Genomic DNA, 22,908 nt, shown 5'->3' with positions numbered 1-22,908 from the left:
GCCGGCTCCTCCTGCTGGTCCCCGTGCTTCTACTGGCCCGTACCGCAACTCTGGGCCAGCTTCTTCTCGTCGGGTGTCAGGGACAGGGGCGGGGCGGTCGTCGGGGTGGTGCCGGCGGTGGGTCCGGCGCCGGGGGCGGGCGTGGCGGAGGGCTTTCCGGCCGTGGGGGCGGGCGTCGCGCCCGGCTTGCCGGCCGTGGTGGGCTTCCCTGCCGCACCGGCGGCGCCCAACTGGTCCTCGGCGGCCTTCGCGGCGGCCTTCGCCCGGTCCTCGACGGCCTTGGCGTCGGCCACCTTCTTGCACACGCCGGCCTGCGTGGCCAGCTCGTCGGCCTTGTCGTCGGCCTGGCCGAGGCTGCTCATCGCGATGGTGTCCTCGACCTGCTTGCGCTGGTACGCAGGGAGGTACTTGAGTTCGATGTCGGTACGGTCCTTGTGCACCTTTGACAGGCTGATCCAGGCGAGCTTCTGGTCGATGCCCCGGTAGACCGCCACGTGCTCGCCCCTGGCGCCGACGTAGTACTGGGTCTGGGTCCAGGTGTAGGCGCCGAACAGGCCGACGCCGACGACCGCGAGCACGGCGACCGCGACCAGGCCGCGTTTGAGCCATGTGCGGTTCTTGGCCGGCTTGTCGAAGCCGGCGTCGTCGTAGGTGCCGAACGAGCCGAGCGGGGAGCCGCCGGCCGACGGGTCGCCGCTGCCGGGCGGGCCGAAGGCACCGGCCGGGCCGGCCTGCTGCGGGGTGCGGCCCAGCTCCGAGGCGCGACCCGCCGGAGTCTGGAGGTGGCGGGGGTCCTGGAACGGCAACTGGGTGTCGGCGACCGCGCCGACCACCACCGGGGTGTCGTTGAGCTGCGCCGCCAGGGTGTCGCCGTCGTCGGTGTCGAGGACGTCGGCGACGATGCAGGTGATGTTGTCGGGGCCACCGCCGCGCAGCGCGAGCTGGATCAGCTCCTGCACGGTCTCGTGCGGCGCCTGGTACCCGGCGAGGGTGTCCTCCAGCGTCTGGTGGCTGACCACCCCCGACAGCCCGTCGGAGCAGATCAGGTAGCGGTCGCCGACCCGTACCTCACGGATCGACAGGTCGGGCTCGACCCGTTCGCCGCTGCCCAGCGCCCGCATCAGAAGGGAGCGCTGGGGGTGGGTGGTGGCCTCCTCCTCGGTGATCCGGCCCTCGTCGACCAGCCGCTGCACCCAGGTGTGGTCCTGGGTGATCTGGGTGAGGACGCCGTCGCGCAGCAGGTAGGCGCGGGAGTCGCCGACGTGCACCAGGCCGAGGCGCTGGCCGGTCCACAGCAGAGCGGTGAGGGTGGTGCCCATGCCCTCCAGTTGCGGGTCCTCCTGGACCATGTGCAGCAACTGGTCGTTGGCGCGCTGCACCGCGGTGCCCAGCGAGGTGAGGATGTCGGAGCCGGGGATGTCGTCGTCGAGGGTGACGATGGTGGAGATCACTTCGGAGGAGGCGACCTCGCCGGCGGCCTGGCCGCCCATGCCGTCGGCGATCGCGAGCAGACGGGGGCCGGCGTAGCCGGAGTCCTCGTTCCCCTCGCGGATCATGCCCTTGTGCGAACCGGCGGCGAAACGCAGGCTCAGAGACATGCGTACCTCCCCCGTCGGTTCCGGGTACATCCGCACGCTGCCCACCCTCTCGCTCGCGTGTCGTGGCTCCGCTCGCCCATAGTGCGACTACTTCCGCAGCTCGATGACGGTCTTGCCGATGCGGATCGGCGCACCCAGCGGGACCGGCGTGGGCGTGGTCAGCCGGTTCCGGTCCAGATAGGTGCCGTTCGTGGATCCGAGGTCCTCGACGATCCACTGGCCGTCGCGGTCCGGGTAGATCCTGGCATGCCTGCTGGACGCGTAGTCGTCGTCGAGCACAATCGTCGAGTCGTGCGCCCGGCCCAGGGTGATCGTCTGGCCCTGGAGCGCGACCGTGGTACCGGCCAGCGAACCCTCGGCGACGACGAGTTTGGTGGGGGCGCCGCGTCGCTGGCGGGCGGCGGCGGGTTGCGGCTGGCGAGGGGCCGCCGCCTGCGCCTGCTGCCGCTGCTGCGGCGGGCGGGACCGGTCGTCCCCGCGGCGCGCGGCGCGCTGGGTCACCCGGGTCCCGAACAGGTCACTGCGGATGACCTGCACCGCGACGATCACGAACAGCCACAGCACGGCGAGGAAACCCAACCGCATGACCGTCAGGGTCAGCTCTGACATTGGCCCCGCTTCACCCTTCGGTTTGCCTGTACACGATGGTGGTGCTCCCGACGACGATGCGGGAGCCGTCGCGGAGCGTAGCGCGCTGGGTGTGCTGCCCGTCCACCACGATGCCGTTGGTCGATCCGAGATCCTGGACCACGGAGGGCGTTCCGACCCGGATCTCGCAGTGCCGGCGCGACACGCCGGGGTCGTCGACCCGTACGTCCGCCTCGGTGGAACGGCCGAGGACGAGGGTCGGGCGGGAGATCTGATGGCGGGTGCCGTTGATCTCGATCCACCGCCGGGCGCCGGCCGCGGGGGAACCGGCGGGGACACCGGTGCCCGGCAGCCGGGTGACGGGGGCCGGGCCGCTGGGGCGGGATGCCACTCCGGGGGGCGGCGAGGCGGGCATCGGCGGGGCGCCGAGGGGGCGCTGCGGGGCGCCGGGCTGCTGGTAGGCGGGGCGCTGGGGCTGGCCCTGCTGCGGGTAGGCCTGCGCGTTCTGCCCGTACGAGGGCAGCGGCGGGCTCTGCTGCCCTCCGTGCGGGTTCTGGGACTCGCTCCCGGCGAGGGTGCGGCTGCGCACCCGGTACAGCCCGGTGTCCAGATCGGCGGCCCGCTCCAGGTGCACCTTGATGCCGCCCATGAACGTGTACCGCTGCTGCTTGGCGTAGTCCGCGACCATCCCGGCCAGTTCCTCGCCCAGCTGCACGGCGTACGGGCTCAGCCGCTCGTAGTCGGGGGCGCTCAGCTCGACGACGAAGTCGTTCGGGACCACGGTCCGGTCGCGGTTCCAGATCGTGGCGTTGTTGTCGCACTCACGCTGCAGCGCGCCCGCGATCTCGACGGGCTGCACCTCACTCTTGAACACCTTGGCGAAGGTGCCGTTCACCAGGCCTTCCAGCCGCTGCTCAAAGCGCTTCAGTACACCCACCGGGCACCTCCTTCCTCGGGGCCTTCCTGCGAGCCGTTCCGTTGCTGTTCTCGATGGTGTTCCGGTCCTGCTGCGGCGGTCCGCCGCGGTCCTGCTTCCGTCTGCCTGCGGTACTGCTTACCGATCGTATCCACGCGTGGGACAAACCGGTGGTTCCCCGATCTGCCTGTACAGGGCAGTGTCGACCCTCACACCATGCTGCTCCTGCCCATCCCCCGCCCACTGCGATGGTAGAGGCGGCGCCGGTCCGTTGGTCGCCGGTTCGCCTGTCCCCGGTCGAGTGTTCCCAGTGTCCCGCACCGCCACGCCCCCCTCGCCGCCTCCCCCTGCCCCCCTGCCCCGCCTCGGCCGCCGCGGGCGAAACGCATGTGATTCCACCTCGCACGCCGTGCTAATCTTCTGCATGTCGGAAGGCGCTCTGACACTCACTCGGACCGACCAGTCCCCGGGTGTGTGAGAATCGGACGACAGCACCCATGCGCGGGTGGCGGAATAGGCAGACGCGCTGGATTCAGGTTCCAGTGCCCGAAAGGGCGTGGGGGTTCAACTCCCCCCTCGCGCACACAGTGACAGAGCCCCCGTCCCGGGATTACCGGGGCGGGGGCTTCTGCATGGACGGGGTTCCGCGGAACACCGAGAAGGGTGGCACGCCGCCGGGAACCGGGGCAGGGTGGTGTCCGTTGGAGCCAGTGGGCAAAGGAATCGTCAAATGGCGCCGCCCGCGCCGAACTGAGCAGGGAGAACCACCATGGGTGTCAGCCTCTCCAAAGGCGGCAATGTCTCGCTGACGAAGGAGGCCCCCGGACTCACGGCGGTCACCGTCGGCCTCGGCTGGGACGTACGCACGACCACCGGCACGGACTTCGACCTGGACGCGAGCGCGCTGCTGCTCGACGCGGCGGGCAAGGTCGTCTCGGACAAGCACTTCGTCTTCTTCAACAACCTCAAGAGCCCTGACGGCTCCGTCGAGCACACCGGTGACAACCTCACCGGTGAGGGCGAGGGCGACGACGAGGCGATCAAGGTGAACCTGGCCGGCGTTCCCACCGAGGTGGACAAGATCGTCTTCCCGGTCTCGATCTACGAGGGCGAGACCCGGCAGCAGAGCTTCGGCCAGGTGCGCAACGCGTTCATCCGCGTGGTCAACCAGGCCGGCGGCACCGAGCTCGCCCGTTACGACCTCACCGAGGACGCCTCCACGGAGACCGCCATGGTCTTCGGTGAGCTGTACCGCAACGGCGGGGTGTGTAATTCCCGCGCCGTCGGCCAGGGCTACGCCTCCGGCCTGCGCGGCATCGCCCAGGACTTCGGCGTCAGCCTCTGACAACCTCCGACGCCTCCGCGAGGCGTCGGAGGAACGGGACGCGCTCACCCGGCGGGGGTGCCGGTGAGCGCGGTCCCGGGCGCCGTACGGCTCACGCCGCGAACCGCGCCGCCAGCGTCTTCGCCTTCGCCGCCGCGTCCTCGTGTGCCTTCGCCCGCGAGGCGTCGGCGGCGTCTATCAGAGCGGCCATCTGGGGCTTGGTCCTGGCCAGCGTCAGCTCGGGAATGATGAAGTCCACGTCCAGCGCGAGCATGCCGGTGAGCACCTTCGCCAGGTACGTGGTCAGGAACTCGTAACTCTCCCGCGGCGTGCCGGGGCCGTAGCCCCCGCCGCGAGCGGCCACCACCGTGACCGGCTTCCCGGCCGCGGACGGCGACTCCCCCGCCGTCCTGCCGATGATGATCACCTGGTCCAGCCACGCCTTGAGCGCGGAGGGGACGGTGAAGTTGTACATCGGGGTGCCGATCAGGACGGCGTCGGCGCGTTCCAGCTCTTCCGCGAGCTCCGCCCGCAGGGCAGCAGCCTCGGCCTGCGCGGGGGTGCGGCTCTCGGCCGGGGTGACGGCGCCGACAATCCCGTCCGCGGTCAGGTGCGGCAACGGGTTCTTCGCGAGATCGCGGTAGATCACCACACCGTCCGGGTGCTGGCTCTGCCACTCCTTGCGGAAGGTCGCGGTGACCTCGCGGGAGATCGAGGGCTCGTGGAAGGCGGAGGAGTCGAGGTGCAACAGCGTGGCCATGGAAGCCTCATTCGGGTAGTTCCGGGCGAGTCCGCGGTCGCGCACGCCGTACGGGCTTGTACGTACGTGGGCGGCGTCGTACGGCGTTGTGCGACGTCAGCGGAGCCACAGGTTCGTGCGTAGCTATTGATAACACAGCAGCTTACTTTCTTGCAGTTCCTACCTCGCGGCGGAGTACCCTGTGTGCATGGACCGGGGACAGCAGGTGCGGGCGCGGGTGCCGTGCGCGGGCGTCGACGTGGCCTTGACGAGGGTCTTCGAGCTGTTCGGCAAACGCTGGACCGGTCTGATCGTGGCCGTCCTCACCCATCGCCCGGCGTACTTCGCCGAGGTGCGCCGCGCCATTCCGAAGATCAGCGAGCGCATGCTGTCCGACCGGCTGTCCGAACTGGCCGACGCCGGGCTCGTGGTGCGGGAGGTCGATCCGGGCCCGCCGCTGCGGGTCAGCTACGGACTCACCGAGGCCGGGCAGGCCATCCGCCCCGCCCTGCACGAGCTGGGCAAATGGGCCGAGCGCTACCTTCCTGACGGCCAGCCGTGCACCGAGGACGCAGAGTCGTGCACCGAGGACGACGTGGCGGCCGGCCTGGTGACGACGGCCAGTCTGCTCCCCGAGGGGCGAGAGGACGCCTGACGCCGGCGGCGGGCGTGGCCCCGTACACGCCGGACTCGCTACGGATGCTGCGCTGCGTCCGCGTTGTACCGCACCAGACAGCCCGCGAACTGCTCCAGGTCCGCCGGTGCCCAGCCGGCCAGCCGCTCTTCGAAGGCGCCTCGCCGGTTCTCCCGGGCCGCGGCCAGGATCTCCGTCCCCCGCTGGGCGAGGTGAAGCACCTGTACCCGGTGGTCCGCCGGGTCCACTCGGCGCTCGATGAAGCCGAGCCGTTCCAGTGCCGCCACCTGGCGGCTCACCGTGGACTTGTCCAGCAGGTAGTGCGTGGCCAGATCGGTGGCCCGGCAGCCCTGCTGCTCTGCCACGTGGGCGAGAATCGTGTACGACACCAGCGAGAGCTCGGGGTGCATCCGCGCGGCGGTGGCGCGCGCCCGGCGTGCGAAGGCGGTCAGTTCACGCTGGATGGTCTCCAGTGACGCCTCGCGCGGCGGACATCGCGGCCACTCCCCCTCCCACCTGCAGAGTTGTAGAATGCAACGATATCAGTCGGGGAGGGGAAGCTCGAACCAGACCACCTTGCCGACCGCCTTGCGGCTGGTTCCCCAGCGTCGCGACAGATGCGAGACCAGAGCGAGCCCGCGCCCCTGCACGTCGTCCGGGTCCGCGCGCTGCAACTGCGGCAGGTTGTGGTTGTCGTCGCTCACCTCGACCAGCAGTTTGCCGACCCGCATCAGCCGTAGCTCCACCTCGTAGGAGGCGGCCGTGATCGCATTGGTGACGAGCTCGCTGACCAGCAGTTCCGCGGTGTCGGCGAGTCGGTCCAGGCCCCAGTGCACGAGCTGGCGGCGGGTCAGAGCGCGGGCCTTCGCCACCTCGCTGTGGTCGGGGCGCAGCGTCCAGCCCACCACGTCCTCCGGCGCGATGCCCTCGAACCGGGCGACGAGCAGCGCCACATCGTCCCTGCGGTCCTCCGAGTGCAGTCGGCCGAGGATCTGCTCGCACACGTCCTCGGGCGTCTGCTGCGGCTCGATCACATGGGCGCACAGAGCGGCGAGCCCGGCGTCTATGCCCTGACCGCGTACCTCCACCAGCCCGTCGGTGCACAGCACCAGCCAACTGCCGTCGGGCGCCGGCACCTCGACGGTCTCGAACGGCACCCCGCCGACCCCGATCGGCGCGCCGCCGGGGATCTGCAACAGCTCACCCCGTCCGTCGGAACCGGCCAGCACCGGCGGGATATGGCCCGCGTTGGCCAGCGTCAGTGTGCGGCGGACCGGATCGTAGACCGCGTAGACGCAGGTCGCGAGGTGTTCGGTACCGAGGCGGTGGGCGAGGTTGTCGAGGTGGCGCAGGATCTGCGCGGGCGGCAGGTCGAGGCCGGCCATGGTGATCACGGCGGTACGGAACTGGCCCATGACGGCCGCAGCCTGGAGCCCGTGCCCCATCACGTCGCCGACGATCAGGGCGACCCGGCCGCCGGGCAACTGGATCGCGTCGAACCAGTCGCCGCCGACCTGCGCCTGCCGGTCCCCCGGCATGTAGTGATGGGCGATACGGACGCCGGGGATCCGCGGCGGCCGGGTGGGCATCATCGAGCGCTGCAAGGTCGCGGCGGCGCGCGATTCCTGCCGGTGCAGGCGGGCGTTGTCGATGTGGACGGCGCCGCGCGCCACGACCTCGCTGGCGGTGGCGGCGTCCCTGGCGTCGAAGGGGCGGCGGCCGGGGCCGCGCAGGAAGCACACCCGGCCCAGCACGGTGCCGCGCGCGGTGAGCGGCGCCACGATCATGGAATGGCCGGCCAGCAGCGGGCCGAGTGCCGGCACCCCCAGGTCGAGGGCGATGTCGGGGGCGATCGCGGGGTCCACCACGGGCACGAGGACCGGATCGCCGAGCCGCGGCACGATCTTCTCGGCGGGCATGGCCAGCAGCTCGCCCTCCGGCAGCGCGGTCTCCCACATCCCCGCCGGGCCGATGCGTGCGATGGCGACCCGGCGTACCAGAACGGTGTCCCCCGGTCGGTCGTCCTTGTGCGGTTCGGTGTCGGAGAAGAGCTGGTCCACGACCAGGACGGCGGCGAAGTCGGCGAACCGCGGCACCGTCACCGAGCACAGCTCGCGCGCGGTGGTGTGCAGATCGAGCGTCGATCCGACGACCGAGCCGGTCTCCCGCAGCAGCGCCAACTGCTCGTCGAGCGCGTTTCCCGCCGGGTGGGCCCGGAGCCCGGACCCCCCGTCCGCGCCGGACAGCAGCGGGGAGAGCGAGTGGAGGACGGTGGGCGGGGGGAACTGCACCGCGGTCAGCGCGGACGCGCTGGTCGGATCGGCGACCGGGGAGGCCGTACCGCTGGTGGTGGGCCCGTTGGGGTGCGGGGCCGGCGGGAGTTCCCTGCGTACCGAGGTGCCGGCGCGGGAGGCGGCGGCGACCCGGGCGTAGTCGTGCGGCATGACGGGCAGCCGAGTACCGCCCTCGACCTCGAGGGCGGGGTGGCCCAGGGGTGCGATCTGGCGCACGATGCGGTCCAGCCGACCGGGGCTGACGCTCGGCAGCACCGTGCCGAGCTGGGCGGCGAGCGCGTGGCCCTGCGCGGGATCGGCTGCGGGCGAGAGCACCGCGGCGACCGAGATGTCCTGGCGCTGCAGGCCTTCGGCGGTGTACGGCAGCAGCCTTCCGCCGACGGCGATCCGCAGGCCGCCGGTACGCAGCGGCTTGGCGTGCGCGGCGATGGCCAGCAGGCTGCGACCGACCGGTTCGGTGATGCGGTAGGTCCACCACAGGACGTCCCGCAGGTTGCCGTCGCGGTCGGTGGCGGCCAGCGCGCCGGCCCACGCCTGGTGCGTGAGGTCGTCCAGCAGGTCGAGGGTGTCCTGGTGGGGTGCGGCGGACGGTAGCCCGGAGGCGCCGGCCGCCCGGCGCGTCGCGGTGAGCAGCCCGGAGGCGCGCTGGCCGAAGACGTGTTCCCAGTGGTGGCCGAACAGCTCCTCGGCGCCGCGGTTCCAGTACGAGATACGGCCGTCGGGGTCGACGCAGAGTACGGCGAGGCGCAGGAGGGCGGCGACTCCGGTGAACGGCGGGAGCGGGGGCGCGGCCGGTTGCGGTGGGACGGGTTGCGCTGCGGCGGTGTGCGGGGGCGCGGCTCCGGGGGAGGTCGCGGCGTCGCCGTCGGGATGCACGGTGCTGTCGGGGTGCACGGCGCTGTGGGTGGCCGTCGCACCGTTGAGTGGCGCATGGGGGTCTGCGGCGGAGGCCTGCTGCCGCCGCTTGTGAGTGCCGTCCTGTTCCGGGAACGCCGGGTGCCCATGCGGCTCATGGTCATCGCGCTGTTCGTGACTGGCGGGACGGTCGGTGTGATGATCTGGGTCAATGGCTGCGGGATGCCGGGTGATCTCGTCCAACGTCGTGCACCTGCGGTTCGGCGCTGAGTAGGGTCCTGACGGTCAAGGCAAGCACGAAACCGCTGTCGGAGTCGGCTGAATAGCCGGATTACCCCCCGCGGTGGGACAGACGGCACCGTCGTCCGACACGGGCGGCGAAGGGGAGGGGGAGCGGTGAGCACACGGGTGCCGCATGTTGCGGGGTTCGCCGGACGGCCGCGGGCGGAGTCGGTGAAGAGCGCGGGGAAGGCAGCGCGCAAGCGGATGCCGCGGGGCGCGCACGGCCGGCCCGAGACCTGGACCTGGCCGGACCGGCGCCGCAATGGCGTGACCGCGGCGGTCGAGGCCGTCGAGGAGTCCAACGCCGGCCGCATCCCGGAGTTGATACCGCTGCGGGTCGGCCGCATGGCGGCCGGGCCCTTCGCCTTCCTGCGCGGCTCGGCGGGGCTGATGGGCGCCGACCTCGCCGACACGCCTGTCACCGGGATCGGCGCGCAGATCTGCGGTGACGCGCACGCGGCCAACTTCGGGCTCTACGCGGACGCCCGTGGTCGCCTGGTGATGGACATCAACGACTTCGACGAGACAGTGCACGGTCCGTGGGAGTGGGACGTCAAACGGCTCGTCGCCTCGCTCGTGCTGGCCGGGCGGGAGGCCGGCGCGGCGGAGGACGTGTGCCGGGCCGCGGCGTACGCGGCGGCCGGTGCGTACCGCCGCACGATGCGGCTGCTCGCCAAGCTGCCGGTGATCGACGCGTGGAACGCCATCGCCGACGAGGAACTGGTCACCCACGCTGACGCCCGGGACCTGCTGGGCACCCTGGAGCGGGTCTCGGCCAAGGCCCGGCGCAACACGAGTGCGAAGTTCGCGGCGCGGGCCACGGAGGAGGCCGAGGGCGGCGGGCGCCGGTTCACCGATGCGCCGCCGGTGCTGCGGCGGGTCGCGGACGCCGAGGCCGCGGCGGTGGCGGGCGCGCTCGACGGCTATCTGCGCACGGTCGGCGAGGACCGGCTGCCGCTGCTCGCGCGCTACACCGTGCACGACGTGGCCTTCCGCGTGGTCGGCACCGGCAGTGTCGGCACCCGGTCGTACGTCGTCCTGCTCCTGGACCACCTGGGGGAGCCGCTGGTCCTCCAGATCAAGGAGGCTCGGGCGTCGGCGCTGGTGCCGCATGTCGCGAAGGCGGGGTTTCACGTGGAACATGTGGAACACGAGGGGCGCCGCGTGGTGCTCGGACAGAAGCGGATGCAGGTGGTCAGCGACTTCCTGCTGGGCTGGGCCGAGATGGACGCGGTGCCGTATCAGGTGCGGCAGTTCCGGAACCGCAAGGGGAGCGTCGACCCTGCCGCCCTGGAACCCGGCCTGCTCGACGACTACGGCCGGATGACCGGTGCCCTGCTCGCCCGCGCCCACGCCCACAGCGCCGACCCGCGGCTGATCGCCGGCTACTGCGGCAGGAGCGACGAACTGGACGCGGCACTGGCGGAATTCGCCGTGGCGTACGCGGACCGCACGGAGGCGGACCATGCGGACCTGCTGGTGGCGATCCGGTCGGGACGGCTGGCGGCGGAACTCGGGAGCTGAGGGAAGCCTCGGGTGAACGGCGGGCGCGGCGTAGTAAGGGGCGTCGCGCAAGCCGGTCGGCCGTCGTACAGGTCCACGCGTCGGCCGTCGTGCAGGTCCGGCATCCTCAGGAACGCGGTGGCAGGGCCTAGGCTGTCCGGGTGACGAACACCTCCGGAACCGAAACGTCCGCCGCTTCCGCCGCCGGCTCCGCGCCCGCGCCCGGCCCGGAGGAACGGCTGGCGAAGGCGGTACGGGCGGCCGAGCAGGCGCTCATCGAGTTCGAGATCGCGGTGGAGACCTTCCGGGTCGAGGTGGAGAACTTCTCCCGGCTGCACCACCAGCGGCTCGGCCCGATGTACGCGCGGCTTGACGAACTCGACGCGCTGATCGCGGAGGCGGTCGCGGCGCGCAGCGGGGACCGGAAGGACATCGAGCGGGCCTGGCAGGCCAGGGCGCTGGTCATGCCGATGCCGGGTGTGGAGGAGCTGTTCGGCGGGTTGCTGGGATCCGACGGCGTACGGCCGGTGGAGGACCCGAATCCGCCGCGCCGGGTCCGGCCGGGCAAGGAGGCCCAGCGCCTCTACCGCGAACTCGCCCGCAAGGCCCACCCCGACCTCGCCCAGGACGACGCCGAGAAGGAACGCCGCAGCGCCTTCATCGCCCGCGTCAACGAGGCCTACGCGTACGCCGACGAGGAGGCACTGCGCTCCCTGTCGGAGGAGTGGGACGCCGGGCCGGTCCCCGAAGAGGCCCTGCCCGGCGAGGCCGAGGTGCTCTACGCCCGGCTGGAATGGCTCGCCGAACGCAAGGAGAAATTGGCCGCCATCGCGGTGGACCTGGACGAGAGTGCCATCGGGCAGATGATGAAGCTCTCGCCCGACGACCCGGACGCGCTGCTCAACGAGATCGCCGAGCAGTTGCTCGCCCAGGTCGCCCAGCGCGAGGCACGGCTGGCCGAGCTGGTCGGCCAGGGCTCCGGGGGCTGAGCGGCGGGCGCCGCGACCGGCTTCCCGGTCCCCGGGTACCCGGGTGAACGGGGCCGGTGGCGCGCTCGGCTGAGGTAGCGTTTCAGCGTTCCTCGTGGGCGGCCCGATCGCGGGCCGCCATGTGTCCCGTGCTCAGGAGGCCGTCTCCCGATGTTCCGCTCCCAGCTCCCCGCGGTGGATGCCGCCGCCGTACCGGCCGATGCGATCCTGCTGGACGTTCGGGAGAACGACGAGTGGGCCGCGGGCCACGCCGAGAACGCCCTGCACATCCCGATGGGCGAGGTCGTCGCCCGCATCGCCGAAGTACCGGACGGCGGCCGGGTCCACGTCGTCTGCCGCGTCGGCGGCCGGTCCGCGCAGGTCACCCAGTACCTGATCGCCCAGGGCATGGACGCGGTGAACGTCAGCGGCGGCATGCTCGACTGGGAAGCCGCCGGCCGCCCCCTGGTGGACGCCACCGGCGCCGAGGGCTACGTCCTCTGACCGCGTCCCCGCGAAGCCGGAACACTCAGGTGTCGAAGTCCACCTCAACGACCTGCGTCAGGGGGTGCGACTGGCAGGCCAGCACATAGCCGGCCTCGGTCTCCTCCGGTTCCAGCGCGAAGTTGCGGTCCATCCGCACCTCGCCCGAGACCAGCTTCGTCCGGCACGTTCCGCACACCCCGCCCTTGCAGGCATAGGGTGCGTCGGGGCGGTTGCGCAGCACCGTCTCCAGTACCGACTCGCCGTCCACGGTCGGCCAGCTCCCGCCACGGCCGTCCAGTGTCGCCCGGACTGTGGCGCCGCCGGGTACCGGCTTCCCTGCGGCTGCCGGGACCTCGTCCACATGGAAGATCTCCTGGTGGACCCGGGAGCGCGGCACGCCCAGCGCCCGCAGCGCCCGCTCGGCCGAGGTGACCAGGCCCAGCGGCCCACACAGGTACCAGCCGTCCACCGCGGCCACCGGCAGCAGCCCCGGGAGCAGCGCGGTCAGCCGGCCCGCGTCCAGCCGGCCCGACGGCAGCCCCGCCTGCTGCTCCTCCCGGGACAGCACCGGCACCAGCTGGAACCGGTCCGGCCACCGGTCCTTCAGGTCCGCCACCTCCTCCAGGAACATCATGGACGCGGCGGTCCGGTCGCTGCGCACCAGGCAGAAGACCGCCTCCGGCTCCCGCGCCAGCACCGTGCCGATCTGCGACAGCACCGGTGTGATGCCACTCCCGCCGACGACCGAGGCGAACCGTCCGGGTCGCGGCTCCAGCACGAAACGCCCCGCCGGAGTCAGCACGTCCAGCACGTCCCCCGTGGCGAGTTCCTTCAGGGCGTACGTGGAGAACTCCCCGTCGTCCACCAGCCGCACCCCCACCCGCAGGCGCTGCGGACCGGGGCCCTCGGCCGCGGGCGCCGGATCGCACAGCGAGTACGTCCGCCGTATCTCGGCGCCGCCCACCTGGCGGCGGATCGCTATGTGCTGCCCGGGCGCGTATCGGTATGTGCCGCGCAGCTCCTCGGGGACCTCGAAGGAGATGGTCACCGAGTCATCCGTGAGCGGGCGGACCTCCGCCACCCGGAGCGGATGGAACACCTACACCTCCTTGAAGTGATCGAACGGCTCCCGGCACGACTCGCACCGCCGCAGTGCCTTGCACGCCGTGGACGAGAAGCGGCTCAGCAGCCGGGTGTCGGTCGAACCGCAGTGCGGACAGTGGATCGCCAGGTCCAACGGGACCGGACCGGGCACCGGCCACGGCCCCGGGCCGGTCGGTGGTTCCGACGCCGGGCCGGAACCGCCGCCCTGCGAGCCGCGCGGGCTCTGCCGGGTCTGCGGGCGTGGCGGCGCCACCCCGGCCTCGGCGAGCTTGCGACGCCCCTCCGGACTGATCGCCTCCGTCGACCAGGCGGGCGAGAGCACGGTTCGCACCGCGACCTCGGCCATGCCGTGTGCCCTGAGCACTTCGGTGATGTCGGCGGCCATGGCGTCGAGCGCGGGGCAACCGGTCCAGGTCGGGGTCAGCTCCACCTGCACCCGGCCCGGGCCGAGCACCCTTATGCTCCGCAGCACCCCCAGTTCGGACAGGGAGATCACCGGCAGTTCGGGGTCCGGCACGGCGCCGACCAGCCGCAGCAGCTCCTTCTCCAGCCCGGTCGGAGCCATGGCATCTCCGGTCACCATGACGCCCCCGGGTGCGCGCGGTGCAGGTACTGCATCTCGGCCAGCAACCGCCCGAACGCCTCGGTGTGCACGCCCCCCCGCCCCCCGTCGGCCGCCCACGGCGTCCGGTCGAGGCTCTCCGGTATCGCGAGGGTCGCCCGCCGCAGGATGCCGCCCACTCGCTCCAGCCAAGGGCTGCGCAGCGCGGGCAGATCCACCCCGAGCCCTTCCAGCGGCTCGAACAGCTCGCCCGTGTAACGCCACAGCCGGTCCAGCGCCCGTTGCACCCGGCGGTGACTCTCCTCGGTTCCGTCGCCGAGCCGCAGCGTCCACTGCTCGGCGTGGTCGCGGTGGTAGGCCACCTCCTTGACCGCCTTCGTGGCGAGCGGTGCGAGCTCGCCGTCCGTGGCCGCGAGCGCCGCGTACAGCAGCTCCTGGTAGACGGAGAAAAAGAGCTGCCGGGCGATGGTCTCGGCGAAGTCCCCGTTGGGCCGCTCCACCAGCTGGACATTGCGGAACTCGTGTTCCTCGCGCCCGTAGGCCAGTTCGTCCTCGTCTCCGGTGAGCGAGAGCAGCGTACGGGCCTGGCCGAGCAGGTCGAGCGCGATGTTGGTGAGGGCGACGTCCTCCTCCAGCACCGGTGCGTTCCCGGCCCACTCCCCCAGCCGCTGGGCGAGCACCAGGGCGTCGTCCCCCAGCGCGAGGGCGGCGGCGCGCGGTGGCGACGTACGCTCGGTCGCGGTCACAGGTGCTTCACTCCTTCCGGGATGTCGTAGAACGTCGGGTGGCGGTACGGCTTGTCGGCGGCCGGTTCGAAGAACGGGTCCTTCTCGTCGGGGGAGGACGCGGTGACCGCCGAGGACGGCACCACCCAGATCGAGACGCCTTCCGCGCGCCGGGTGTACAGGTCGCGGGCGTTGCGCAGGGCCATCTCCGCGTCCGGCGCGTGCAGGCTGCCCGCGTGGCTGTGGCTCAGCCCGCGCCGGCTGCGGACGAACACCTCCCACAGCGGCCACTCGCCGCTGGGCCGGCTGGCCGGTGACGGCCCGGTGGCGACCTGCCCATCGGTGGGCTGTCCGGCCGTGGCCCGACCGGCGGTGGACCCCGTCATGCCCGTGCCTCCCTGTGCTTGGCCGCGTACGCCGCAGCCGCCTCCCGTACCCACGCGCCGTCGTCGTGTGCCGCGCGGCGCCGCTCGAGCCGTTCCTCGTTGCAGGGCCCGTTGCCGCGCAGCACCTCCTGGAACTCCTTCCAGTCGATCGGGCCGTAGTCGTAGGTCCCCCGCGACTCGTTCCACCGCAGATCGGGGTCGGGCAGGGTGAGTCCGAGCACCTCGGCCTGCGGGACGCACATGTCCACGAAGCGCTGCCGCAACTCGTCGTTGGAGTGACGTTTGATCTTCCACGCCATGGACTGGGCGGAGTGCGCGGACTCGTCGTCGGGCGGGCCGAACATCATCAGCGACGGCCACCACCAGCGGTTCACCGCGTCCTGGGCCATGGCGTGCTGCGCGGGGGTGCCGCGGCTGAGGGCGAGCAGCAGTTCGTACCCCTGCCGCTGGTGGAAGGACTCCTCCTTGCAGATCCGCACCATGGCGCGGGCGTAGGGACCGTAGGAGCAACGGCACAGCGGGACCTGGTTGGTGATCGCGGCGCCGTCGACCAGCCAGCCGATGGCGCCGACGTCCGCCCAGGTGAGGGTGGGGTAGTTGAAGATCGAGGAATACCGCTGGCGGCCGGCGTGCAGTGTGTCGAGCAGGTCGTCCCGGCTCACTCCGAGGGTCTCGGTGGCGCTGTAGAGGTAGAGCCCGTGGCCTGCCTCGTCCTGCACCTTGGCCATCAGGATCGCCTTGCGGCGCAGGGACGGCGCCCGGGTGATCCAGTTGGCCTCGGGCTGCATGCCGATGATTTCCGAGTGGGCGTGCTGCGCCATTTGGCGGATGAGGGTGGAGCGGTAGGCGTCCGGCATCCAGTCGCGGGGCTCGATCCGGGTGTCGGTGGCCACTGCGGCGTCAAATGCCGCCACCAGGGCGTCCTGGTGCGCCGTAGGCTGACCGGCGGTCACCGCGGGCTGTGCCGTGGTCGTCATCGGCCCCCTCCCTCTCTCGTCGGTGGCGCATCCGTGTCGGTGGTGTGAGATCGCGGACGGCTGCAGTGCGTAGCCGACCGATCGTTCGGTTGATTCCATGGTCGAGGGTGCGAGATGGGGTGTCAAGCCATTGCATGAGCCTGTGGATAACTCGGTAAGGTCACCCGCCGGGACCCGGGATCGGTAGCGTGCTCGCGGCAGCAGGCTGCCGGGGCGCGGGCGAGAGCGGAGAAGCGATGGAGTCTTTGGAGGGGGCGCCGCTCCGGGCGGGAGCGCTGTCACTGCCCGCCCGTACAGCTGTCGCGGTGACGGTCGGCGTCGTCACGGTGGGCGCCCTCTACCACCTCGCCATGGTGTTTCTGCACGTCGCGCCGGAGAACGCGCTCAGCAGGGAACACGCGGCGGCGATCAGCGATTACATCTATCCCGAGTTCGAGCAGAACTGGAAGCTGTTCGCCCCTGACCCGCTCCAGCAGAACATCCACGTGCAGGCCCGCGCCGAGGTCCGCAAGCCCGGGGGCGCCCAGGAGACCACCGGCTGGATCGACATCACCGGTATCGACGTCGCGGCCATGCGGCACGACCCCCTGCCCAGCCACACCCGGCAGAACGAACTGCGGCGCGCCTGGGGTTTCTACACCGGCACGCACGACTCCCAGGAGCGGCCCACCGCAGGCGACCGCAGCGACCTCAGCCGCGGCTACCTGCTGCGAATCCTGGTATGGCGCTTCGGCCCGGAACTCAACGGCGGCCAGGTCTTCCGCATCCAGGTCCGCGGCGCCACCACACCAGTGCCTCCGCCCTACCGGGGCGTCGGCCAGTCCGATACCGCCATCACGACCCAGTACCGCGAACTGCCGTGGTGGCACGTGAACACCACGTCGTCCGGACCGGAGCACGCCTCGTGAGCGCCCCCGGCACCCCGGTCCCTGGCACCCGGCTCCCCGTCAGCCACGCACCCTCCGAAGCGTCCCCGTTCACCGGTCTGGTCCCCGGCCTCCGCCGGGCCGTAGGCCGAGGCCTTGCCAAAGTCACAGGCAGCGCGGCCGGTCCCTACCAGAGCGCGATCCTACGGATCGGTTTCTCGCTGGTGTGGCTGCTGTTCCTACTGCGCGAGTGGCCGCACCGCGCCGAGCTGTACGGCCCGGACGGCTCCTGGAGCTTCGCGCTGGCCCGGCGGCTCATCGCCGACAACCACGCCTTCACCCTGCTGATGTGGAGCGACAGCCGAGCCTGGTTCGAGACCGTCTACGCGGCTGCCATCGTCGCCGCCGCGTTGCTGCTGGTCGGCTGGCGGACCCGGACCGCGGCGCTGCTCTTCATGGTCGGCGTGCTGTCCCTGCAGAACCGAAGCATCTTCGTGGGTGACGGCGGCGACAACGTGATCCACCTCATGGCCGTCTACCTGGTCTTCACCCGTTGCGGGCAGGTCTGGTCACTCGATCGCCGACGGGCGGTGCGGGAGGCGACGGCCGGCCGGTCCGGCGGCGCGGACCCCGTCGGGATCGCCCTGTGGACGGTGCTGGGCACGGCTCTGGTGGCCGCCTCGCTCGTCGGCAGGCTCACCACGGGCTGGGCACTGATCTTCTGGGCCTGCTGGGGCGGGCAGGCCGTGTGGTGGGCGGTACGCCGCTACGCGCCGGGCGAGCCGCGCACGGTGCTCGACATCGTCGCCGACGTCGTCCACAACGGCGCGATGCTGGTGATCGCCGCCGAGGTGTGCCTGATCTACTCCACCGCCGGCTGGTACAAGATCCAGGGTGGTCGCTGGCAGGACGGCACCGCGCCGTACTACCCGCTCCACCTGGACGACTTCACTCCCTGGCCCGCCTTGTCCCACACTCTCGCCGGGCATGCGGTCCTGATCATGCTGATCGCCTACGGCACCGTCGTCGTGCAGGTCGCCTTTCCCTTCGCGCTCTTCAACCGGCGGGTCAAGAACGTGCTGCTCGCCGTCTTGATCCTGGAACACGTCTCCATCGCCGTCCTGCTCGGCCTCCCCTTCTTCTCACTCGCCATGATCGCCGCCGACGCGGTGTTCCTGCCGACCGGCTTCCTGCGCTGGGCCGGTGAGCAGGTCGTGCGGCCGCTGCGGCCCCGCCGTGAACCACCGGGCGCGGCTATCGATCCGCAGCGGTCCCCCGACGCCACGGAGCAGGCCGCCGCCCCGTAACCCCACCGGCCCGGGACCGTAGGCTGACGCCATGACCGAGGACGAGGCCACCCGCCCAGAGGTGTCCGCCGACCCGGCCGCCACCGGGGCCGCCGCCGCGGTCCGGCGCTGGCGGGCGGTGGCGACGGACCCCGACACCGTGCTTCTCGACGGCTTCCACGCCCTCAAGCACGCCCTGCGCTTCGGCGCCGCCGTTCACGTCGCGGTCACCGCCGACAAGGACGCCACCCTGCGACTCGCCGCCGACCTGGCCACCGATCTCACGGCCGACCTCGGGCCGCGAGTCGCCGAGATCCCGGTCGGGGCGCTGCGTGAGCTGGTGGCCCGGGTCCACCCCACGGCAGTGGCCGCGCTCGCCGCCAGGTCCGACCGGGAAGCGAACCTGGCGGCACTGGCACGGCTGCCCCGTCAGGCCCCCGTCGTCGTCCTGGACAACCCGCGCAACCTCGGCAACGTCGGCGCCGTCATCCGGCTCGCTGCCGGGTTCGGCGTCACCGGCGTCATCACCACCGGCGATCTCGACCCCTGGCACCCCAACGCCGTACGGTCCGGCGCCGGGCTGCACTACGCGACCGCGGTGGAACGCACGACCGCGACTGGACTGCCGCCGGGCCCGCTGTATGTCCTCGACCCCGAGGGCAAGGACATCCGTGCCACCGAGCTTCCCGACGACGCGCTGATCGTCTTCGGCTCCGAACGGCACGGCGTCTCCGGCGAACTGCGCGACCGGGCCGCCGAGCTGGTGGCCCTGCCCATGCGGGCCCAGGTCTCCAGCTACAACCTCGCCACCAGCGTCGGCATGACTCTCTACCACTGGGCGGCCACCTCCCGGTCGCCCCTGGTGCCGGGACGCTTCTGACCCGGGCCCGGTCCGAGGGCTGCCCCGACGTCCGGCCAGCGGAGGGGGTCCGGGAGCCTGTCCCCGGGACCGGCCCGCGTATTCGGTCCCGGGCGACCCGCGATCAGCCCGCTGACCTGGCCCGGAAGCAGTTCCGGGTCCTCCCCGAGTGACCCGGACCTCGCTGTCAGGCTGGCCTGCGCACCTCCACCATCCGGAACCGGTTCGCCACGAACGCCCCGTCGCACAGCGCCGCGTTCGCCGCCGGATTGCCTCCCGAGCCGTGGAAGTCGGAGAACGCCGCGGTCTGGTTGATGTACACCCCGCCCGTGAGATTCAAGGAGAGCTGCGCGCACTCCTCCCAGCAGATTTCCTCAAGCAGCCGTTCCACTTCCGCCGAGGTGGTGTATCCGCCGACGGTCATGGCGCCGTGTTCCCGGATGGTGCGCCGCAGCAGTTCAAGGGCGCCGGTGGTCGAGTCGACGGCCACGGCGAAGGAGACCGGACCGAAGCACTCGGACATGAACGCCGCTTCCGCGTCGGGCTTGGCCCCGTCCAGCCTCACCACGGTCGGCGTGCGGACAACCGCGTGCGGGAAATCCGGGTGCGTCACCGAGCGGGAGGCGAGAGCCACCTCTCCCAGGCCGGGGGCGGCATCGAGCCGCGCCTCGACCTCCGGATTCACCAGGGCGCCCAGGAGCGCGTTGGCTCGCGTGTCATCACCGAGCAGCCCGTCCATCGCGGTGGCGAGGTCGGCGACCACCTCGTCGTACGTCCGCAGGCCGGTGTCGGTGCTGATGCCGTCCCGAGGGATCAGCAGGTTCTGCGGGGTCGTGCACATCTGGCCGCTGTAGAGGGACAGGGAGAAGGCGAGGTTGGAGAGCATGCCGCGGTAGTCGTCGGTGGAGTCGATCACCACGGTGTTGACGCCGGCCTTCTCGGTGAAGACCTCCGCCTGCCGGGCGTTGGCCTCCAGCCAGTCGCCGAAAGCCGTGGATCCGGTGTAGTCGATGACGCGGACCTCCGGCCGTACCGCCAGGGTCTTGGCCAGGCCCTCGCCCGGCCGCTCGGCGGCCAGGCACACCAGGTCCGGCGGGAATCCCGCCTCGGCCAGCACCTCGCGTGCCACCGCCACGGTGAGCGCGAGCGGCAGCACGGTCCGCGGGTGCGGCTTGACGAGCACCGCGTTGCCGGTGGCCAGCGAAGCGAACAGGCCCGGGTAGCCGTTCCACGTCGGGAAGGTGCTGCAGCCGATCACCAGGCCGATGCCGCGTGGCACCGCGGTGAAGGACTTGCGGAGGCTGAGCGGGTCGCGCTTGCCCTGGGGCTTGATCCAGTCAGCGTTCCCCGGGGTGCGCACCTGCTCGGTGTACGCGTACGCCACCGCTTCCAGGCCGCGGTCCTGGGCGTGCGGCCCGCCCGCCTGGAAGGCCATGGTGAACGCCTGGCCGGAGGTGTGCATCACCGCGTACGCGAACTCGTGAGTCCGCGTGTTGATCCGGGACAGGATCTCCAGGCACACCACCGCCCGCGCCTCCGGTCCCGCGTCCCGCCAGGCGGGCATCGCCGCGCGCATGGCCGGCAGCAGCACGTCCGGGTCCGGGCGCGGGTAGTCCACGCCCAGCTCTATGCCGTACGGCGACCGCTCGCCGCCCGTCCAGCCCACGGTGCCGGGCTGGTCCAGCTCGAAACGGCGGCCGAGCAGCGCCTCGAAGGCGGCACGGCCCTCCTCGGAGTCGGGGTACGCCTTCGGGTGTTCCGGATAGGGCGACCAGTACGCACGGGTCCTGACGGCTTCCAGCGCCTTGTCGAGCGTGCCGCGATGGCGTTCGATCAAGGGGACAGCGGAGAGATCGGCGGGCATGGGACCAACTCCTCGTCGAGCTGGGCTGAGTGGCTGGGACACCGCTAGATTAACCGAATGTTCGGTCGGTACAAGGGCAATGCCGTCCGGCCTGTGGACAACTCCGGGATCCGGGCCGACCGGGAATCAACCACCAGGGGGTTGTGGCGCGTGACCGCACTTGACCGCAGCAGCACCGTGGCCGTCGTCGGCGCCGGCACCATGGGTCAGGGAATCGCGCAGGTCGCGCTGCTCGCCGGCCATCGCGCACTGCTCCATGACGCCGTCCCGGGACGGGCGCGGTCGGCTGCGGACGGCGTCGCGGGCCGCCTCGACCGCACGGCAGCCAAGGGCCGGCTCAGCGCCGAGAGCCTCAGGACGGCGCTCCCCCGACTCGCCGCCGCCGACGCCGTCGAGGAGCTGGCCGAGGCCAGGCTCGTCGTGGAAGCCGTCGTGGAGGACCTGGCAGCCAAGCAGCGGCTCTTCGCCCAACCGGAGGCGGTCTGCGGTGATGACTGCCTGCTGGCGACCAACCCCTCGTCGCTGTCCGTCACCGCGGTGGCCGGCGGACTGCGCCTGCCCGCCCGCCTCGTCGGCCTGCACTTCTTCAATCCGGCGCCGCTGCTGCCGCTGGCCGAGGTCGTCGCGGGCGCCGCCAGCGATCCGGCGGCCGTCACCCTCGCCCACGACACCGCCGCGGCCCGCACGACGTGGACACCGCGATGCGGCTCGGCGTGAACTACCCGGTGGGCCCGCTGGAGTGGGGTGAGCGGATTTCCGTCTCCCATGTCTGCGACCTCCTCGATGCCCTGCATGCGTGGTACCCGAGTGGCCGTTACGCTCCCGCCCCGGAACTGAGGCGGCGTGCGAACGCGGCGGGAAATGTGGTCTCCTCATGACCATGCCGAAGCGCGACACCTATACGCCTGACTCGCTGCTCGCCGTTGCCGTCGAGGTCTTCAACGAGCGCGGATACGACGGCACGTCCATGGAGCATCTGTCGCGCGCCGCCGGCATCTCCAAGTCGTCCATCTATCACCATGTGCGGGGCAAGGAAGAACTGCTCCACAGGGCGGTGGGCCGCGCTCTTGAGGGCCTTTTCGGCGTCCTGGAGGAGCCGGGCGCGCGCGAGGGGCGCGCGATCGAGCAGCTCGAGTACGTCACACGGCGCACGACCGAGGTGCTGATAGCGGAACTTCCCTACGTCACGCTGCTCCTGCGCGTACGCGGCAACACCAAGACCGAGCGGTGGGCCATGGAGCGCCGCAGGGAGTTCGACCAGCGGGTGTCCGGGCTGCTCAAGGCCGCTGTGGCGGAAGGTGACCTGCGCGCGGACGTGGACGTCAGACTGGCCACGAGGCTGCTGTTCGGGATGATCAATTCCATAGTGGAGTGGTACCGGCCGAACGCGCGCGGCGCCGTGGACGGCGAACAGGTCGCGGACGCGGTGGTGCGGCTGGCGTTCGACGGCCTGCGGACGTAGCCGGGGCCCCGTCTCGGCTCCGCACTGGCCGATCGTCGTCCTCGCCGAATCCGGCTGGGGGGCTCATTCCCCCACCACGATGTCCGTTTCCTCGAAGACCAGGAGCGTCCGGCTGCTGAGCACCTCCTCGATGGCCTGCAACCGGGTCAGCACCAGCTCGCGCAGGCTGCGGTTGTCCACTGTATGGACCAGTAATAAAACGTCGAAATCGCCGCTCACCAGAGCAATATGGACGACACCCGGAAGAGTGACGAGTTTTTCACGAACGGTCCACCAGGAGTTCTGGACGATCTTGAGCGTGATGTAGGCCGAAGCGCCGTGCCCGGCCCGCTCGTGGTCGACGCGAGCGGTGAAACCTCTGATCACTCCGTCCTCGATCAGCCGGTTGATCCGGGCGTACGCGTTGGCGCGCGACACGTGCACGCGCTCGGCCACCGAACGCACCGAGGCCCTTCCATCCTCCTGGAGCAGCCGCAGGATCGTGCGGTCGATCGCGTCCAGAGGTCGGACCGGCGGTTCTCGTTCGGCCATCTGTTCTCTCGCCATCCCCCGGCGGCTCCATACCATGGACGTCCTGGCTCCATCTCAGGCTGTGCAGAACCGTTTGTCCACAGGCGGAACCACCCTGTA

The 22,908-nt window shown here is 71.5% G+C and carries 23 protein-coding genes, 1 tRNA gene and 1 pseudogene; 12 read left to right on the top strand and 13 right to left on the bottom strand.

Translation table 11 applies throughout. From position 1 onward, the window contains the following. Window positions 1–29 precede the first annotated feature (29 nt). The 3 genes from VIW71_RS10470 to VIW71_RS10460 are packed head-to-tail and all read right to left on the bottom strand — an operon-like array spanning window position 30 to window position 3,123. The gene (locus VIW71_RS10470) at window positions 30–1,628 is read right to left on the bottom strand and encodes a Stp1/IreP family PP2C-type Ser/Thr phosphatase (RefSeq protein ID WP_331621825.1); all 1,599 of its coding nucleotides are present in this window, start codon (window positions 1,626–1,628) and stop codon (window positions 30–32) included. A 57-nt stretch (window positions 1,629–1,685) separates the two neighbouring features. Further along, window positions 1,686–2,207, bottom strand: coding sequence for an FHA domain-containing protein FhaB/FipA (locus VIW71_RS10465; RefSeq protein WP_331621810.1), 522 nt, complete (start codon window positions 2,205–2,207; stop codon window positions 1,686–1,688). Between the two features lie 10 nt (window positions 2,208–2,217). Then, window positions 2,218–3,123: a DUF3662 and FHA domain-containing protein gene (locus VIW71_RS10460; RefSeq protein WP_331621809.1), complete on the bottom strand. Its 906-nt coding sequence runs from the start codon at window positions 3,121–3,123 to the stop codon at window positions 2,218–2,220. A gap of 478 nt (window positions 3,124–3,601) precedes the next feature. On the opposite strand from VIW71_RS10460, the gene VIW71_RS10455 reads away from it, so the two are divergent. Both VIW71_RS10455 and VIW71_RS10450 read left to right on the top strand, forming a co-directional pair. Next, window positions 3,602–3,685 (top strand) — tRNA-Leu (locus tag VIW71_RS10455). A 186-nt stretch (window positions 3,686–3,871) separates the two neighbouring features. After that, window positions 3,872–4,447, top strand: coding sequence for a TerD family protein (locus tag VIW71_RS10450; protein ID WP_331621808.1), 576 nt, complete (start codon window positions 3,872–3,874; stop codon window positions 4,445–4,447). A 91-nt stretch (window positions 4,448–4,538) separates the two neighbouring features. Here the strand turns inward: VIW71_RS10450 and VIW71_RS10445 are convergent, their stop codons facing one another. Then, complete coding sequence (locus VIW71_RS10445) at window positions 4,539–5,186, bottom strand: FMN-dependent NADH-azoreductase (RefSeq protein ID WP_331621807.1); 648 nt, start codon at window positions 5,184–5,186, stop codon at window positions 4,539–4,541. A gap of 187 nt (window positions 5,187–5,373) precedes the next feature. On the opposite strand from VIW71_RS10445, the gene VIW71_RS10440 reads away from it, so the two are divergent. Next, window positions 5,374–5,820, top strand: coding sequence for a winged helix-turn-helix transcriptional regulator (locus tag VIW71_RS10440; RefSeq protein ID WP_331621806.1), 447 nt, complete (start codon window positions 5,374–5,376; stop codon window positions 5,818–5,820). Window positions 5,821–5,858: 38 nt separating this feature from the next. Here VIW71_RS10440 and VIW71_RS10435 read toward each other — a convergent pair whose 3' ends face one another. Together VIW71_RS10435 and VIW71_RS10430 are read right to left on the bottom strand one after the other, a co-directional pair. Further along, window positions 5,859–6,332, bottom strand: a complete 474-nt coding sequence (locus tag VIW71_RS10435) for a MarR family winged helix-turn-helix transcriptional regulator (RefSeq protein ID WP_331621824.1) — start codon at window positions 6,330–6,332, stop codon at window positions 5,859–5,861. A 9-nt stretch (window positions 6,333–6,341) separates the two neighbouring features. Further along, window positions 6,342–8,987, bottom strand: coding sequence for a SpoIIE family protein phosphatase (locus VIW71_RS10430; protein ID WP_331621805.1), 2,646 nt, complete (start codon window positions 8,985–8,987; stop codon window positions 6,342–6,344). 357 nt (window positions 8,988–9,344) lie between these two features. Between VIW71_RS10430 and VIW71_RS10425 the strand changes: the two genes are divergently transcribed. The 3 genes from VIW71_RS10425 (at window position 9,345) to VIW71_RS10415 (ending at window position 12,205) form a co-directional block, all read left to right on the top strand. Then, complete coding sequence (locus VIW71_RS10425; protein WP_331621804.1) at window positions 9,345–10,754, top strand: DUF2252 domain-containing protein; 1,410 nt, start codon at window positions 9,345–9,347, stop codon at window positions 10,752–10,754. A 140-nt stretch (window positions 10,755–10,894) separates the two neighbouring features. Then, window positions 10,895–11,722, top strand: a complete 828-nt coding sequence (locus tag VIW71_RS10420) for a hypothetical protein (RefSeq protein ID WP_331621803.1) — start codon at window positions 10,895–10,897, stop codon at window positions 11,720–11,722. 150 nt (window positions 11,723–11,872) lie between these two features. Further along, window positions 11,873–12,205 (top strand): rhodanese-like domain-containing protein, encoded by a 333-nt coding sequence (locus VIW71_RS10415; RefSeq protein ID WP_331621802.1) that lies wholly within the window; start codon window positions 11,873–11,875, stop codon window positions 12,203–12,205. Between the two features lie 25 nt (window positions 12,206–12,230). Here the strand turns inward: VIW71_RS10415 and VIW71_RS10410 are convergent, their stop codons facing one another. From VIW71_RS10410 to paaA, 5 genes are all read right to left on the bottom strand, one after another. Then, entirely contained in the window at window positions 12,231–13,286 is a 1,056-nt protein-coding gene (locus VIW71_RS10410; protein ID WP_331621801.1) for a 2Fe-2S iron-sulfur cluster-binding protein, read from the bottom strand. Beyond that, window positions 13,287–13,856: a 1,2-phenylacetyl-CoA epoxidase subunit PaaD gene (gene paaD / locus VIW71_RS10405; protein WP_414720720.1), complete on the bottom strand. Its 570-nt coding sequence runs from the start codon at window positions 13,854–13,856 to the stop codon at window positions 13,287–13,289. It lies immediately after the preceding gene. Window positions 13,857–13,867: 11 nt separating this feature from the next. Next, window positions 13,868–14,599, bottom strand: a complete 732-nt coding sequence (gene paaC, locus VIW71_RS10400) for a 1,2-phenylacetyl-CoA epoxidase subunit PaaC (RefSeq protein ID WP_331621799.1) — start codon at window positions 14,597–14,599, stop codon at window positions 13,868–13,870. Then, window positions 14,596–14,862 carry a 1,2-phenylacetyl-CoA epoxidase subunit PaaB gene (gene paaB, locus VIW71_RS10395; protein ID WP_331621823.1) on the bottom strand — a complete coding sequence of 89 codons (267 nt, stop codon included), beginning with the start codon at window positions 14,860–14,862 and terminating at the stop codon, window positions 14,596–14,598. Before paaB ends, paaC begins: the two co-directional genes overlap by 4 nt. Window positions 14,863–14,960: 98 nt before the next feature. Beyond that, window positions 14,961–15,941, bottom strand: coding sequence for a 1,2-phenylacetyl-CoA epoxidase subunit PaaA (gene paaA / locus VIW71_RS10390; RefSeq protein WP_331621798.1), 981 nt, complete (start codon window positions 15,939–15,941; stop codon window positions 14,961–14,963). 236 nt (window positions 15,942–16,177) lie between these two features. On the opposite strand from paaA, the gene VIW71_RS10385 reads away from it, so the two are divergent. Genes VIW71_RS10385 through VIW71_RS10375 form a run of 3 tightly spaced genes read left to right on the top strand, consistent with a single transcriptional unit; the run spans window position 16,178 to window position 18,973 of the window. Then, window positions 16,178–16,849 (top strand): DUF5819 family protein, encoded by a 672-nt coding sequence (locus tag VIW71_RS10385; protein WP_331621797.1) that lies wholly within the window; start codon window positions 16,178–16,180, stop codon window positions 16,847–16,849. Further along, the gene (locus VIW71_RS10380; RefSeq protein WP_414720719.1) at window positions 16,846–18,114 is read left to right on the top strand and encodes an HTTM domain-containing protein; all 1,269 of its coding nucleotides are present in this window, start codon (window positions 16,846–16,848) and stop codon (window positions 18,112–18,114) included. The genes VIW71_RS10385 and VIW71_RS10380 overlap by 4 nt, the downstream gene beginning before the upstream one ends. Before the next feature lie 31 nt (window positions 18,115–18,145). Next, window positions 18,146–18,973 (top strand): TrmH family RNA methyltransferase, encoded by an 828-nt coding sequence (locus tag VIW71_RS10375; protein ID WP_331621796.1) that lies wholly within the window; start codon window positions 18,146–18,148, stop codon window positions 18,971–18,973. Between the two features lie 166 nt (window positions 18,974–19,139). Here the strand turns inward: VIW71_RS10375 and paaN are convergent, their stop codons facing one another. Further along, the gene (paaN, locus tag VIW71_RS10370; protein WP_331621795.1) at window positions 19,140–20,816 is read right to left on the bottom strand and encodes a phenylacetic acid degradation protein PaaN; all 1,677 of its coding nucleotides are present in this window, start codon (window positions 20,814–20,816) and stop codon (window positions 19,140–19,142) included. A gap of 150 nt (window positions 20,817–20,966) precedes the next feature. Between paaN and VIW71_RS10365 the strand changes: the two are divergent. The 3 genes and pseudogenes from VIW71_RS10365 to VIW71_RS10360 all read left to right on the top strand — a co-directional run. Then, window positions 20,967–21,497 (top strand): annotated as a pseudogene (locus VIW71_RS10365) (3-hydroxyacyl-CoA dehydrogenase NAD-binding domain-containing protein); the annotation flags it as partial. 20 nt (window positions 21,498–21,517) lie between these two features. Continuing rightward, window positions 21,518–21,694: a 3-hydroxyacyl-CoA dehydrogenase family protein gene (locus VIW71_RS26535; RefSeq protein ID WP_414720718.1), complete on the top strand. Its 177-nt coding sequence runs from the start codon at window positions 21,518–21,520 to the stop codon at window positions 21,692–21,694. Further along, entirely contained in the window at window positions 21,691–22,278 is a 588-nt protein-coding gene (locus VIW71_RS10360) for a TetR/AcrR family transcriptional regulator (RefSeq protein WP_331621794.1), read from the top strand. Before VIW71_RS26535 ends, VIW71_RS10360 begins: the two co-directional genes overlap by 4 nt. A gap of 63 nt (window positions 22,279–22,341) precedes the next feature. Here the strand turns inward: VIW71_RS10360 and VIW71_RS10355 are convergent, their stop codons facing one another. Further along, window positions 22,342–22,824 carry an Lrp/AsnC family transcriptional regulator gene (locus VIW71_RS10355; protein WP_331621793.1) on the bottom strand — a complete coding sequence of 161 codons (483 nt, stop codon included), beginning with the start codon at window positions 22,822–22,824 and terminating at the stop codon, window positions 22,342–22,344. Window positions 22,825–22,908 lie beyond the last annotated feature (84 nt).

The sequence above is a fragment of the Streptomyces sp. genome, from assembly GCF_036524955.1.
GTDB lineage: Bacteria > Actinomycetota > Actinomycetes > Streptomycetales > Streptomycetaceae > Actinacidiphila.
Note: the sequence above shows the minus strand (reverse complement) of the source record. Positions and strands in the feature narration are given on the sequence as shown.